Origin of the sequence: Peribacillus sp. NPDC101480 (genome assembly GCF_050277335.1) — a bacterium.
Classification (GTDB): Bacteria; Bacillota; Bacilli; order Bacillales; family DSM-1321; genus Peribacillus.
The window spans coordinates 216,248-230,386 of the sequence record NZ_JBNNSB010000004.1 but is presented as its reverse complement, the minus strand read 5'-3'; the positions used below and the strand labels follow the sequence as shown (position 1 = coordinate 230,386).

Annotated in this window: 12 protein-coding genes and 1 pseudogene; 5 read left to right on the top strand and 8 right to left on the bottom strand. The window is 40.5% G+C overall.

Going from position 1 to position 14,139, the window contains the following annotated elements; all coding sequences use genetic code 11:
• Positions 1 to 48: 48 nt before the first annotated feature.
• From ACQKMF_RS15435 to ACQKMF_RS15425, 3 genes and pseudogenes are all read right to left on the bottom strand, one after another.
• Positions 49 to 2,016: a DUF6449 domain-containing protein gene (locus ACQKMF_RS15435; RefSeq protein WP_427573938.1), complete on the bottom strand. Its 1,968-nt coding sequence runs from the start codon at positions 2,014 to 2,016 to the stop codon at positions 49 to 51.
• A complete protein-coding gene (locus ACQKMF_RS15430) occupies positions 1,991 to 2,890 on the bottom strand; it encodes an ABC transporter ATP-binding protein (protein ID WP_101224477.1) in 900 nt (299 codons plus the stop codon). Before ACQKMF_RS15430 ends, ACQKMF_RS15435 begins: the two co-directional genes overlap by 26 nt.
• Positions 2,887 to 3,162, bottom strand: a pseudogene (locus tag ACQKMF_RS15425) (GntR family transcriptional regulator); the annotation flags it as partial. The gene ACQKMF_RS15430 and the pseudogene ACQKMF_RS15425, both read right to left, overlap by 4 nt.
• A gap of 299 nt (positions 3,163 to 3,461) precedes the next feature.
• Between ACQKMF_RS15425 and ACQKMF_RS15420 the strand changes: the two are divergent.
• A complete protein-coding gene (locus tag ACQKMF_RS15420) occupies positions 3,462 to 3,878 on the top strand; it encodes an organic hydroperoxide resistance protein (RefSeq protein ID WP_101224475.1) in 417 nt (138 codons plus the stop codon).
• 53 nt (positions 3,879 to 3,931) lie between these two features.
• Here the strand turns inward: ACQKMF_RS15420 and ACQKMF_RS15415 are convergent, their stop codons facing one another.
• The gene (locus tag ACQKMF_RS15415; protein WP_427573935.1) at positions 3,932 to 5,248 is read right to left on the bottom strand and encodes an MFS transporter; all 1,317 of its coding nucleotides are present in this window, start codon (positions 5,246 to 5,248) and stop codon (positions 3,932 to 3,934) included.
• A 205-nt stretch (positions 5,249 to 5,453) separates the two neighbouring features.
• Between ACQKMF_RS15415 and ACQKMF_RS15410 the strand changes: the two genes are divergently transcribed.
• Entirely contained in the window at positions 5,454 to 6,275 is an 822-nt protein-coding gene (locus tag ACQKMF_RS15410; RefSeq protein ID WP_427573933.1) for a glycerophosphodiester phosphodiesterase, read from the top strand.
• 449 nt (positions 6,276 to 6,724) lie between these two features.
• Here the strand turns inward: ACQKMF_RS15410 and ACQKMF_RS15405 are convergent, their stop codons facing one another.
• Positions 6,725 to 7,177 (bottom strand): hypothetical protein, encoded by a 453-nt coding sequence (locus tag ACQKMF_RS15405; protein ID WP_402941574.1) that lies wholly within the window; start codon positions 7,175 to 7,177, stop codon positions 6,725 to 6,727.
• Between the two features lie 304 nt (positions 7,178 to 7,481).
• On the opposite strand from ACQKMF_RS15405, the gene ACQKMF_RS15400 reads away from it, so the two are divergent.
• Positions 7,482 to 7,769 carry a hypothetical protein gene (locus tag ACQKMF_RS15400; protein WP_101224472.1) on the top strand — a complete coding sequence of 96 codons (288 nt, stop codon included), beginning with the start codon at positions 7,482 to 7,484 and terminating at the stop codon, positions 7,767 to 7,769.
• A gap of 28 nt (positions 7,770 to 7,797) precedes the next feature.
• Positions 7,798 to 8,583: a membrane protein insertase YidC gene (yidC, locus tag ACQKMF_RS15395; protein ID WP_232782986.1), complete on the top strand. Its 786-nt coding sequence runs from the start codon at positions 7,798 to 7,800 to the stop codon at positions 8,581 to 8,583.
• Between the two features lie 94 nt (positions 8,584 to 8,677).
• Here the strand turns inward: yidC and cphA are convergent, their stop codons facing one another.
• Together cphA and ACQKMF_RS15385 are read right to left on the bottom strand one after the other, a co-directional pair.
• Positions 8,678 to 11,299, bottom strand: coding sequence for a cyanophycin synthetase (cphA, locus tag ACQKMF_RS15390; RefSeq protein ID WP_427573930.1), 2,622 nt, complete (start codon positions 11,297 to 11,299; stop codon positions 8,678 to 8,680).
• On the bottom strand, positions 11,296 to 12,111 hold the full coding sequence (locus ACQKMF_RS15385; protein ID WP_402941566.1) for a cyanophycinase: 816 nt from the start codon (positions 12,109 to 12,111) through the stop codon (positions 11,296 to 11,298). The genes cphA and ACQKMF_RS15385 overlap by 4 nt, the downstream gene beginning before the upstream one ends.
• Positions 12,112 to 12,295: 184 nt before the next feature.
• Here ACQKMF_RS15385 and ACQKMF_RS15380 point away from each other — a divergent pair, with 184 nt between their 5' ends.
• The gene (locus ACQKMF_RS15380) at positions 12,296 to 12,718 is read left to right on the top strand and encodes a pyridoxamine 5'-phosphate oxidase family protein (RefSeq protein WP_230177645.1); all 423 of its coding nucleotides are present in this window, start codon (positions 12,296 to 12,298) and stop codon (positions 12,716 to 12,718) included.
• 323 nt (positions 12,719 to 13,041) lie between these two features.
• On the opposite strand, the gene ACQKMF_RS15375 is transcribed toward ACQKMF_RS15380, so the two are convergent.
• Positions 13,042 to 14,088 carry a M42 family metallopeptidase gene (locus tag ACQKMF_RS15375; RefSeq protein WP_427573927.1) on the bottom strand — a complete coding sequence of 349 codons (1,047 nt, stop codon included), beginning with the start codon at positions 14,086 to 14,088 and terminating at the stop codon, positions 13,042 to 13,044.
• Positions 14,089 to 14,139 lie beyond the last annotated feature (51 nt).

Below are 14,139 nucleotides of genomic sequence, written 5' to 3'. Positions count from 1 at the left end.
AGATTGGGCGGCATCCTTTCCTTTATATGTACAAGCGACATATTCACGTTATCTTTCATTAAAATGATCCAATATGAAGCCGGGAACATGTTCACCGGAAAAACTCTTGATGTCCACATCTCTGCTTTCTTTATAATAAAAGGCAGCTGAGTACTCCCCGCCCCAATCGATTTGGGCATTATCAATGGCCGTCTCGATTTCCGAAGCGGTCTTAATTTTCAAGCGGTTTGGCTGTTGTTCAATCTGCTGTGCGATTTCACTTTCAGAAAACGAATGATAAACTTTCGAATCGGTCTTCGCAACCAGTATATAAGAGACATCATCAACCATTAACCTTGCTTTTTCCGATTGTCCGGTACTTTCCATCCATTTTGAAAACTGAGTATATGAAGAGTCCCAATTCATATAAATGGTTTTGTCATTATGCAAAAGAATGTCGATGGAGGCATAAGCACCAAAAGAAGATGTCATTTGGTCGAACGATTGATTATTCAGATCCTCCGACAATGCCTTTATGGCCGCTTCCAGCTGTTGACCGTCCGTGATCGTTATTGATTTGTCCACTTGTCCGCTCGCAGTTATCTTGATTTTAGATACGTCATCAGCAGAAACATTCAATAACTCATTAACCATTTCTTTATATTCATTCGACTCATAAATTTTCGCCAATAGCGGTTTGTATGAGTCGTAGTTTTGCAAATGATACTCCCTTGCTAACCGTTTTCCATTCTTGAGTTCATACAGCAGGAATACGGATTGTCCATCATTCAATTCACCAATGGAAACCTTTTTACCCTTATCGATAATTTCCTGATGCAATAACCTGATCGCTTCTATATTTTCCTTCTCTTTAAGATAATTGGAAGCGTTATCCGATGTGTCACCATCTTCAAAAAATAAAGGAGAATTGCCAATATAAATTTGGCTAATCATTTTTTCATCAGGAATCTTGGCCTTATAATGAAGGGGATCTATTTTTATAATGAGTGCCAGCACAATGATAGCCACTATAAATGCTGCATAACCTTTCTTGTTGACCCGTATTCGCCAAGTCTTTTGCAGGACCATTTCCCCTAAATAATATCCAAGTAAAGAACCGATGGTATATCCGAAGAAAATCCACCCTGGTTGGCTTGTCGTTTCGCTAAAATACAGTCCTGTAAACAGCATCATGCATAATGTCAGGCCGAATTTAAATAATGGCTTAATCTTCGGATAAACAAATGCCTGCGATACATGCTCCAGCTTTCTCCTCTCATAGAGAAAAAGAGAACTAATCAGAAAAAGTAAGGTTAATATACTATAAATTAAAGTATTAACAGATAAAAAGTCTATTTTTTCCATCTCTGTTGCTGCTAATAAGGGGGAGATGCCATTCATATTGGAGCTTAGATAATAATCTGCAGAAAATCCTGCTATCAAAAACTTCACATTGGCTGCAAACAGTACAAACAACCCCACCGGCAAAGCAAGAAAAATATAGGTCACCAGTCCTTGAAAGGCTGATAATCCCGTCACCATGCCAATTAAAACGGCAACAGAAAAGATCAAAGCTTCCAAAATAAATGTAGTCCCCATCCATGACCATATATCAGGCATGGTATATAGCGTTTCTATATCAATTGCCGAGTGGAATAGTATCAAAATTAAACCTGTAAATAATATCGGCAAACCCAAGAAGCCAATTCCCGTCCCAATCATATGAATGTAGATGCTGCGTCTAGTAATCGGTAAACTATGAATAAAGTCAGAGGCTTGTTTCACTTGTAAAAACCGAAAAAGGAAGATGGCTAGTAATACTGGAATAACGATGACCAAGACAAACTGTATCATCTGCTGACAGGAAAAGAGGTTTTCAAATTTCACATATTCATTGTTCTCATTCAAGATAATCGCTAACATTTCCAAAGGCAGCGCAAATATGAGGCCGACGAGATACAGGAAACCAACCCAGCCAGAGCTTCTGAAAATATAGATAATCAATTCTCTATTAAACCAGGTTATTCTGGATGACATAACCGATATCCCCCATTTCATAAATGAATATCTCCTCTAGAGTTAGGGGGAGAATATCTAATATTTCTGGCTGAAACTGATTAAAGTGCGATTTAATCATGGATTCTTTACCTTTAACGATGCAAACGATCACGCTGCCGCGTCTTTCCTTGTTGAGAATTTGAATTCCGCGGTATAAACCGTGGGGAATTTTATGTTTAAAGGCGATTTGCACTTTGTGTACATCAGCTTTTAAGTCATTCAAATCCTTTTGGATCACAAGCTCACCCCTATGTAAAATCCCTACATGATCGGCTAAATCTTCAATTTCCCGGAGATTATGGGACGATAGTAAAATCGTCATATCCCTTTCCGATACATCCTGAATCAACAACTGCCTCACATTTTTACGCATGACCGGATCTAACCCATCAAACGGTTCATCCAGGATGAGAACTTCCGGCATCGTCGAGAGTGCGAGCCAAAAAGCAACCTGTCTTTGCATACCCTTCGATAGTTTATGTATTTTATTTTGTACGGGTATCGGAAATACTTCCTGTAATTGATAGAAACGGTCTTGATTCCATTCACTATAAATATGGCTATAAAAACTTGCCATTTGCATGATCGTATAGTTAGCCAGGAAATAAGGCGTATCAGGAAGGAAGAAACAACGATTTTTCACTTCACGGTTTTCAAACACGTATGATCGATCAATTAGAACTTCTCCTGCATCCTGTATCAGATTGCCTGAAAGCATTTTTAATAAAGTCGTTTTCCCCGCCCCATTTGAACCTAATAACCCGAATATGGAGCCTTTTTGTATGACCAAGGTGACGTTTTTGATCGCTTCTTTTCCTTCATATAATTTACTCACCTGTTTTATTTCAATCATGAATCTCCCCCCTTTGCCAATGGACTGATTTCCTTTATCAATCTATAAATTTCATGTTTATCGATTCCGATATAAAGAGCTTCAGCGAGTACCCTTGAAAGCTCGTTTCTGATTTTTTCTTCTTTCAATGAATTTTTCAAGGATTTAGGAGGAGCCACGAAATTCCCTTTGCCTGGTAATGTATATATAAACCCGTCAGATTCAAGCTGCTTGTACGCTTTCTGGATCGTATTTGGATTGATGGTCAATTCCTGAGCCAATATTCGAATAGATGGTAGCTGATTATGTTCCTATAAAACTTCATTGATCATTAGTTCCTTTAACTTATCCATCAATTGCTCATATATCGGCTTTCCATTTTGAACATCCAGCTCAAACATCATAAACCCTCCTTGCAAATGGGTGTATTACATCTCCTAATACAGTAAATTATAAAACAATATCTTCCAATTTAAAACCAATTTAAAACCATTTTCACACAATACTCTTCATAAACTCGCTTTCATTTTGTTTAACAATACTTACAGGAGGGAACTAATGATAGTAAGAATAAACAAAGGAGTTGTTTTCATTGAAACCATTATACACAGCTACAGTTGCCGTACAAGGCGGTCGTGAGGGACATGTTAAATCAGAGGACGGGATTTTGGACTTCGATGTGAGATCACCGAAGGAATTAGGTGGTTCCGGTGAGCGCGCCACAAACCCGGAACAATTATTCGCAGCCGGTTACGCGGCTTGCTTTGACAGTGCCTTGAATCTTGTTCTGCAAAAAGAAAAGAAAAAAGTCGATACTTCCGTGACGGCAAATGTCACGATCGGTAAAGATGAGGATGACGGCGGCTTTAAATTGGCTGTAAGATTGGATGTTTCTATTCCCGACCTAAGCAGGGAAGAGGCTGAAGACTTCGCCAAAAAAGCACATATGACCTGCCCCTATTCAAAAGCGACTCGCGGGAACGTCGATGTCACCTTGATTTTGGTATAAGATTATGCAAGGGAATGGATACGGCATTAAGGCCGGATCCATTCCCTTTTTTCTTATTTCACTTCTTCCAATCCCTTCATTTTCAAAAGAAAGCCCAGACCTATTACCGCCATGATGATCAATGAGCCCAATGCCATCCTGCTCGCCAATGTACCGAGGTCATGGAATACCAACGTTATTGTTCCATATAAAAGCGGACCGATTATTGAAGAGACTTTTCCTGAGAATGCAAATAGTCCAAAAAATTGCCCCCTCTTCTCATCCGGGGTCAATTCAATGATATATGTCCGTGATGTCACCCACATCGAACCAAGCGAAATGCCGAACATACTTCCGGCAACCCAGAACCATAGAGCGGTTTGTGCAAATACCGCTATAAATAAAGCAACCAAAAGCAGAACCCCCACATATGTCACAGCTAGCCGCGGCCCCTTCGACTGCGTGATGTATCCAAACAGAAACGATCCGGCAATACTCGATACTGTCGAAACCAAGTAAAGCAAAATGAATCCGCTTGAGGAAAATCCAACAACAGTCTTGGCATATATGGCCATCATGCCGATAGTGGTCGCAATTGCATCATTTAAAAAGAAATAAGCAATCATGAATGTAAAAACCGATCGATGGGATTTCATCTCTTTAAATGTGGATTTAATTTCCTTATAACCGGATAAAAAAGGTTGTTTCGCTTTTTGCTGTTTTGGAGACTCTTTTAAAAAAAAGAACAATGGAAGGGAAAAAACCAGAAATAAAATGGCCGTGGGAATAAAGGCTTCATGTGAACTCCCTTTACTTATGAATGGATAGATGGACAGGCCCACTAACGTTCCAAGGTAGCCTACCGCCACGCCAAATCCTGATATAAGCGGCAATTGCTGTTTCGTGCCTAAATCACTCATCATCGTATCATAGAAAACAAGACTCGAATGATAGAAAAACTTTGCTATCACAAATAAAAGAATGACGATCGCCAAGGAAATTGGAATGCCAAGAAGCTTCCCATCGAACGGCGCCCCTCCAAATACCCCCATTAAAAATGTACATACAACGGAAATGATTGTGAAAATCATAATGTATTTTTTCATTTTTCCCGTTCGATCGATCATGACACCGAACAGCGGGGAAAACAAAACTAGAAACAAACTGGCAATCGCATTTGCGTAGGAGATGAAGGTACTGGCAATCTGATCAAGAACGGCATTTTCCCCAATCTGTTCCTGGAGGAAGAATGGAAAGAAAATCGTATTGATATTAGAAGAAAAAATCGTATTGGCAAAATCGTAAAACGCCCAAGACAGAATGGGCAGGGAAAAATATAAACCAAAATTCCCCCTCCATTTTTTAGACTTCGGTTTCACCTGCAATTCCATCTGCTTTCCCCCCTTATTGATACTTAAATTATATGTATTCCATACCTTTCCAATAAATCCTTTAAGTCGGGATTATAACATTGTGTAAAACATGATTTTTCCTTGGCTAACATGTAAAATTGTGAAATGAGGCTGTCCTGAAAACTTCTTTATATTCTATCTAAAGAATATTTAAGAATTTTAATTCCTAAAAGGAGTGTGAAAGATGATTGCATTTTTTCTTATTATCTTGGTAACCATACTTGTCCTGTTCGCCATCTATTCTAATCGAACAAAGGGTGTTTTCCCTGAGGACTTCAAAATGCAGCATTCACCACTTAAAATTGGACATCGCGGTGCATCTGGATATTGCCCCGAGAATACAATGGCATCTTATAATAAAGCTATTGAATTGGGAGCTGATTTCCTGGAAGTGGATATCCATCTTAGTAAAGATGATGTACTTGTGGTTCATCATGACCCAACTCTGGATCGAACCACGAACGGCAAAGGGAACATCCGTGATTACACGGCTGCCGAATTAAAGGAACTGGATGCAGGAAGCTGGTATCATTCCCGTTTTAAAAACGAAAAAATTCCTTTATTAAGTGAGGTATTGGAAAATTTCGGGTCAAAAGTCGGAATCTTAATCGAATTAAAACATCCATCTGCTTATCCCGGCATTGAACGGAAACTTGCAGAAGAATTAGGAAAATTCCAAGAATATTCAACAAGTGAAATTAGGATAATGATTCATTCGTTCGATATGGAATCCATGAAAAGGTTTCATCAATTAATGCCAGACATACAAGTGGGCGTTTTGATAAAACGGCGAATTAATGACCAAAAATTAAAGGAGATTGCCGAGTTTGCATCATTTTTGAATCCAAAGCAAACGATTTTGAGTACGAAACTGCAAATGCGAATCCAAAAGCACGGGATGAAAGTATATACATGGACCGTCAACAATAAAAAACAAATCCGCATGTTCAAAAAGATGCAGTTAGATGGGATCATTTCTGATTTCCCTGATTATTTTTTTGATTGAATCATTGAATGAATTTGCCTTCTTCACTCTAATAAGGGTTACAGAAATATTTATAATCATGGTTCGGGGTGAGACCATTCCGAACCTCCTTCTTAAAAAACTTCCCCGTTGTTTTCAGCCGGAGCACTTTTGTTGGGGTTCACGCATTTATTCGACCCACACCACGCTTTTTTCGACCGTTCACGCATTTTTTCGACCTACACTGCACTTTATTCGACCTACACCCCACTTTATTCGACCGTTCACCATTTCATTCGACCCACACCCCACTTTATTCGACCTACACCGCACTTTTATCGGCCGTTCACGCACTTTATTCGACCTACACCACACTTTATTCGACCGTTCACGCATTTATTCGACCCACACCCATTTTATTCGACCCACACCCATTTTATTCGACCCCCTTTTGTCCACAACTGAACAATCCGCTAATGCGGATTGTTATTTTAATAACAATGAAAGAATTGTATCTCATGCGCGTCCGTTCCATAATATGCCCATCGCTGTTGACTTCGTCTCCATCGATAACCTGCCACGGAATTATAGCCGACATATGTGGGGTAAAACCAAAATGAGCGGCCATTTTTAAGCCAAACATACGTATGTTTGTATAAACACCCTTTCATTGAATCAGTGTCCATTGCCTTAGACATTCCATCGTGAAGTTGTGGAGTGAATAATGGCGGAGCTATATGAGGCGGGCCTCCTCCGTGCGGCGGCCGCGGCGGCGGATGGTCCCCGTAGGACGGGCCAGGCGGGCCAGGAGGAGTCCTTACATCCATTATTTGTTTTGGATATGGAATCGCCAAGAAATCATTATCTATGTTTCGGAGATGTGCATCTTGATAGATATTTTCAGTACCGTTATGGTGTTGATAGAATGAATTGTATGGTTTCATACTTTTTCACCTCATAATTGAACTTTCTTTTATCCGTATGTAGACGAACGGCCATATGTGCATTTTCATTCCTAATTACTGTCTCTACTTTGTGGTTCTATCGAATCTTTAAACGGAAAATAATGCGTCAGAAAATATTCCCTGTTTATTTTTTGAAAAAATCCCTGTATTTTTTAGCTTTCTTGCACTAGAATTTGATATAGTGTTCTTAATGATTTAAACTCAATAAAGTCAAAAGTCATTTCAGTCCCTGAATCATTGTGGAGGCCAAATTTTCTTATCTTAGAAAAAACGAGGGATTCCTATGTGGGAATTATTATTAGAATTCGATTATCAGACCGTTCGCCATGCGGTATGGGCAGGTTACTTATTTACCTTTGTCTTTCCACTGGCTGCGTTTTACTTCTTAAATAAAAAGCAATCGCTCTTGAACGACAAATATCAAGCTTCCGTTCATACAGATAAAAGTAAATCCCCCGTTCATGCGGGCAGCATTTTTGACTGGCGCGGTGCACAGCGCTTCTTCACATTTATCCGGCAAAAGGATTCACCAGATGATTCCGATGAGCCAAGCCTCCTTCTCTTTGTTTAATCACTAACAATTTGAGGAGGAAATTATATTGAAGAAGAAAAACATGTTTCTAATTGCAGTACTATTTCTGGCAACGACCCTATTGACAGGATGCTCAGCAGCAACGAGCGGTCCATTTCATACCGCTTTGGTTAACCCTATGACAAAAATGTTGGAATTTAATGCTGATTTATTTAATGGCAACTATGGTTTAAGCATCATCATGATGACATTTTTGATTCGCCTTGTCTTGCTTCCACTGACTGCCAAGCAATATAAAACACAGCTTAGCATGAAAACGAAGATGAATGGGCTGAAACCGGAAATGACTGCAATCCAGCAGAAAATCAAAGAGACGAAAGATCCAGCTAAACAAAAGGCCCTTCAACAGGAAATGATGCAGCTTTACCAAAAGCATGGAGTCAATCCTTTAAACATGGGCTGTTTGCCGCTCTTAATTCAAATGCCGATTCTAATGGGCTTTTATTATGCGATCCAAGGCTCACATGAGATTGCGACCCATAGTTTCCTTTGGTACAGCCTTGGTCAGCCGAATATTGCCATGGCGATTATTGCTGGTGTCATTTATTACTTCCAATCGGTCATTTCCATGAGACAAATGCCGGAGGAACAGCAGAAACAAATGAAGATGATGAGCCTGCTCTCACCAGCAATGATTTTATTCATTTCTTTCTCCGCTCCTGCTGCTTTGCCGTTATACTGGTCAATCGGAGGTATTTTCATGATTGTTCAGTCCATCGTGCTTCAGCGAATATATAAAAAAGACCATGCCGTTGTTCCGGCTGCAAATGAAACGGTTATGAAAAAAAGCTAATCCAATTGGATTAGCTTTTTTTTCATAAAGTTAAATTTTCGCAAGTAATTGCTAGCCTTGATGGAAGTGGATTTTCAGGGCGAAATTCACTATTTTATTTCTTCGGCAATGGATTTGTTGAAACCTTTTCGAAAAACTTCTCTACATATTCGAAATCCGTGTAAAAGAACAATAATAGGTCACCCGGTTGTGATGTTTCCCACGCTTTTACAAATGCGTCCAATTCATTAGGTTCGATTAAGGTCCGATCTTTTTGTAACCCTGCTTCTACGGCAGCTTCCTGAAGCAGTCTGGCTACTTCGAACGGCTCCCTGCCCCGCAAATCATCGTCTTCTTTAATGATGAATAGATCAGAATTCATGGCCGCCTCCTTGGAGAGCCTGATTAGCTCTTCATCAATACGGTCCCCAGGTCCTGCCAAAACAGTGATAAGACGATTTTTGTTATAGGCACTGACCGTTTCGAATATGGCCTTCAATCCTGCTTCATTATGGGCATAGTCGATGATGATCGTGCGCTCTTTCAACTTTTTTAAATTGAAACGTCCTTTGGACAAATTCGTATCAGGCATAAATGTGGCAGCCTTCCTTCGTAGTTCTTCCATTGAAATGCCTTGAGTCTCGGCTGCGGCTAACGCTTGAAGTAAATTGGCGATATTATGACGTGCCATGCCGGAAATCGTTATTGGAATCTTGGTGCAATCCATAAATTGTCGGATGACACCATCAGATGAATGACAGATTACACCTTGTTCATTGACGTACCAAACTTTACATCCCCCATTTATCGCAGCCTTCACGTGAGGCTGCGTGGCATCAGTAGAGGTGTAAATGACCTCTCCATCTGTATGAGCGTTCATGGCTGCTACATTCGGATCATCTGCATTCAGCACACAATAGCCTGTTTTCATTACGACTTCGGCTACCAGCCTCTTTAATTTAATGAGATCATCCAATGTATCGATTCCATCATGGCCGAGGTGATCCTCACTTACATTGGTAATGATCCCCACATCACATTTACGAAATGCAAGACCTTCACGAAGAATCCCTCCCCTGGCCGTTTCCAATACGGCTACATCAACTTCAGGATGGGCCAATACCATTCGTGCACTGACCGGGCCACTGCAGTCACCTTGATCCATTACCTCATCGCCGATATATACTCCATCTGAATTCGTCATACCCACCTTTGTATTTTCATTAGAAAGAAAATAATGAACCAATCGGGTCGTTGTCGTCTTTCCATTTGTTCCGGTCACTGCGATGATCGGTATAGCTGCCTCTTCCCGAGTCGGAAATAAATAATCGACAATGGCCTTGCCTACATCCCTTTTTTTCCCTTCGCTCGGATAATGATGCATTCGAATTCCCGGAGCAGCATTCACTTCAATAATCGCAGTCCGTGAATGCTCGATTGGTTTGGATATATCCTCACAGATAAAATCGATTCCGGCTATATCCAGACCAACCGCTTTCGCGGCAGCAACTGACATATTTTTAATGGTGGGATGAACCTGATCCGTTACATCGATTGCCTTTCCACCAGTCGAAAGATTTGCATTGCCGACAACTTGAACCAATTCCCCTTGATTCGGAATGGTATCGAGCGTCCGATTCGATTTTTCCAAGTAACACGTCACGGTATGTGTAAGCGGGATCTTTGACATTGGCTTCTCATGTCCTTCTCCCCGCAAATCATTACAATTTTCCTTTTCTATCAATTTACGTATCGATTCCTTACCGTTGCCAATAACAAAGGGAGGAAGCCTCAAACTAGCGGCTATAAGTTCACCGTTGACTATCAGTAACCGATAATCATGTCCTTCAATATGTCGTTCGACTATGTACATCTCCACATGCGACTCCAAACAATTGATTACATTGAATAGTTCATCCTTATTTTTGATATGGGTGATGACGCCCTGACCCTGCCTCCCATTGTACGGTTTAATGACCAGCGGAAAACCCAGCCTGTCCGCCGAGGCAAAGATATCTTCGATGGAATGGGCAACTTCCCCTTCAGGTACAGGGAGTCCACACCCTCTTAAAATTGATTTGGTCAATGATTTGTCACATGAATTCTCAACGGCAATATTCGAAGTCTGGCTGGAAATTGTCGCCTGGACATACTTCTGCCTTGTACCGGTTCCTAAACGCAGTAAGCTTTCATCACCCATTCGCTCGACAGGGATACCTTTTGCTTGTGCTGCTTTAAAAATGGCTTCGGTACTTGGCCCCAGTTTATTTTTATAATATAACTGCTCTATTTGTTTTACATAAGATTGCACATTTATATGCTTTTCACCATTCAGGATGGCTTCCGCTATATCTTTTGCTGCTAAAAAAGCTTGAAGACCTGAGTGAGGCTCCTGATAGTCAAAGGTCACATAATAAAAGCCCTTCTTTTCCATCATTATCGTTTTTCCACGAATGGCTTCGATTCCGGCCAGGTTTTGAAGCTCAATCGTCATATGCTCCAATATATGTCCCATCCATGTTCCTTTTCTCAGCCTTTCGGCGAAACCGCCTCGATACCCTTTTGAACATGTATGGCTTCCCAGGTTCGGGAGTGCCTTTAACAATTTTTCATTGAATCCAGGTATTGAATCAGATGGTTTCTGTTCCAGTTCCCCTATATCCAATTCAATGCAAATCGTCGGTGTATAAGCAAAATAATTAGGTCCTTTTAAATAACGGACTCGATTGATTATCATTGTTGGATCCCCTTTTTCATCAACAATTTCCTTGCAAGCAGATCAAAACGGTATCCTCTGGTTAGTGCATGTAGGTTAAATCCCGAAAGGGTCAACTCTTCACTGCCATTATCAGAAGATGTGATATTGATATAGTCACTTGTGCTGCCATCAAGCACCAATACTTGATGTTGGCCAACTACTTCAAAATGACCGTCTTTAACTAAAATTGCTGTATTTTCATCAATGCCAATACCCATAATTTCCTTTTTCCCTGCTATCGCACTTAACAGGCGGTCAAATCGGCCACGCTGGGAAAAATGTTGATCGATTATCAAATCGTCAAGGAAGCCGAAACCCATCCCAATCTCAACTTTTAACTTATTGTCATTCAGCATCGTGTCAGCAGCAATGATCATATGCTTACCTAAAATGGAAGCACCAGCACTTGTCCCTGCTATCACCATTCCTTTATGCCAGGCTTTAGAAAGGGCATCGTGGAATTTGGTTTTTCCAATCAGCTCAAACAATCGGCTTTGGTTTCCCCCTGAAATGAAGACGGCGGAAAAAGATGTCAGCTGTTCACAAATTGCTGGGTCATCTGCATCCTGCCTTGAATCCAGCTTGATCACTTCCACCCTGCCCACGCCTAAATCCCTGAAAATCTTGATATACTCTGTACTCACTTCCTCAGGAATTTCACTCGCTGTAGGCAATATTCCTATTCCGCCATCCCTATTACGGGTTGCAAGCTCGACAAATTTATTTAATACTTCACCTTCAAGGCACTTATCCTCTGCCCCGCCAATGATAAGTAATTCACCACAATTCATTCATCATACTCACCTTTACAAATGGATTAACATCATGAAATTGCTCAAAATAGAACACATAATGACTAGTATGGCAACTTCTATCAATCTTCATTCATAAAAATGGGAAACTGTAGAATTTTGTTTAACTTAATGAAAAGAGAGGAAAAGTAATAGAGTAAAAAAATAAAAGGAGTGTGCAAAAATGAGCGAAAACCAAATTAAAGAAAAAGTATTGAACATCATCCGTGATCATAAAATAGGAGTTTTATCTTCAGTTGAAAACAACAAACCACATTCACGCTATATGACATTCTTTAACGATGATTTAACTTTATACACACCAACGAGTGGAAAGACGGAAAAAATTGATGAAATTGAAAAGAATCCTAATGTTCATATCCTGATCGGCTATGATAATAAAGGATTGGGCGATTCTTACCTGGAAATCTCAGGTACCTCGAAAATAAACGATTCACAGGAACTGAAGGATAAATTATGGAATGAATCCTTTGAAGATTGGTTCGAAGGTCCGAAAGATCCGAATTATTTAATCCTGCAAATTAAGCCGGAAAGCATCCGATTGATGAACAACAACGGTGAACCTCCACAAGAATTATCATTGTAAATCTTTATTTTTTGTACTTACGCCAATTGACGAGTATTACGCTCAAACTCACGAGTAAATGACCAAAATTCACGAGTAAAACACCAAAACTCACGAGTATTTGATCGAAATTCACGAGTATTACTCCAAATCAGGAGTAAATGACCGAAATTCACGAGTAAAACATCACAACTCACGAGTATTTAATCGAAATTCACGAGTATTACTCCAATTCACGAGTAAATGACCGAAATTCACGTGCATTTCACTAACACAGTACTATACTAAAAATAGCGCTATAAAACAGTTAAAAGCCCGCACATGAGTGCGGGCTTTTTTCACGATTACACCAGCTCTGATTGGATATAGTGCAAAATCAGATTGGCTGTATGCTTTAATGAAGAAACATGTGTCCGCTCGAAGGCATGTGAGGCATCGATTCCCGGTCCGATCAGACCATGTACGACATCATATCCTGCCCGGATTGCAGCGGAAGCGTCCGATCCATAATATGGATAAATATCAACTCGGTAGTCGACGGCATTTGCTTGGGCAAGTGAAACTAAATGCTGACGCAGTTTATAATGATATGGACCTGAGGAGTCTTTTGCGCAAATGGATACGCTGAATTCATCCGTCGATTGTCCATCGCCGATCGCGCCCATATCGACTGCTAGATATTCGACTGTTTTCTCAGGGATATTGGAATTTCCGCCATAGCCGATTTCTTCATTGTTGGAAATCAGGAAATGAGTCGTATATGCCAATTTTATTTTTCCTGCGGAAATGAGGTCAATGATATGAAGGAGGATGCCAACGCTAGCTTTATCATCCAAATGCCTTGATTTCAAAAAGCCTGTATCCGTCACTTCCACTCTTGGTTCAAAGGAGACAAAATCTCCAACAGAAATGCCAATGGCCTCTGTTTCCACTTTAGTCTTCACGACAGCATCTATCCGGACCTCAATTGTCTCATCATCACGCTTGGCATCGCCGGCATTTTTATATACGTGGACAGAGGTCTGATTGATTAAAATGGTCCCGGTCATAATGGTTCCGTCAGCTGTATGGATTTTACAATACTCCCCTTCCACTGAGTTCCAGCGGAAACCGCCGATCATTGTCAATTTAAGACGGCCATTCGCCTTGATTTCCTTTACCATGGCCCCCAGTGTATCGACATGGGCAGTCAGCAAACGATGTTTGCCATCATTTTCGCCTTTCAATGAAGCAAGCAATGCCCCTTTATTCGTGATCTTGTAAGGAACCTTCCTCTGCTCCATGAAATCAGCCGCGTATTTAATGGCTTGCTCTGTATAGCCGGAGGGGCTGGGTATGGACACCAATTCTTTTATGTAAGATACAATTTCTTTTTCTTCGATCACACTCATGCGTATCATCTCTCCTTTCCTCTTGCTTCATTATATCTTTTCATGGCAACT

Coding starts and splice junctions, on each gene's coding strand:
- ACQKMF_RS15380 (WP_230177645.1), top strand. CDS start 12,296: ATGAGCGAAAACCAAATTAAAGAAAAAGTATTGAACATCATCCGTGAT.
- cphA (WP_427573930.1), bottom strand. CDS start 11,299: ATGATAATCAATCGAGTCCGTTATTTAAAAGGACCTAATTATTTTGCT.
- ACQKMF_RS15400 (WP_101224472.1), top strand. CDS start 7,482: ATGTGGGAATTATTATTAGAATTCGATTATCAGACCGTTCGCCATGCG.
- ACQKMF_RS15435 (WP_427573938.1), bottom strand. CDS start 2,016: ATGTCATCCAGAATAACCTGGTTTAATAGAGAATTGATTATCTATATT.
- ACQKMF_RS15430 (WP_101224477.1), bottom strand. CDS start 2,890: ATGATTGAAATAAAACAGGTGAGTAAATTATATGAAGGAAAAGAAGCG.
- ACQKMF_RS15410 (WP_427573933.1), top strand. CDS start 5,454: ATGATTGCATTTTTTCTTATTATCTTGGTAACCATACTTGTCCTGTTC.
- ACQKMF_RS15385 (WP_402941566.1), bottom strand. CDS start 12,111: ATGAATTGTGGTGAATTACTTATCATTGGCGGGGCAGAGGATAAGTGC.
- ACQKMF_RS15415 (WP_427573935.1), bottom strand. CDS start 5,248: ATGGAATTGCAGGTGAAACCGAAGTCTAAAAAATGGAGGGGGAATTTT.
- ACQKMF_RS15405 (WP_402941574.1), bottom strand. CDS start 7,177: ATGAAACCATACAATTCATTCTATCAACACCATAACGGTACTGAAAAT.
- ACQKMF_RS15375 (WP_427573927.1), bottom strand. CDS start 14,088: ATGAGTGTGATCGAAGAAAAAGAAATTGTATCTTACATAAAAGAATTG.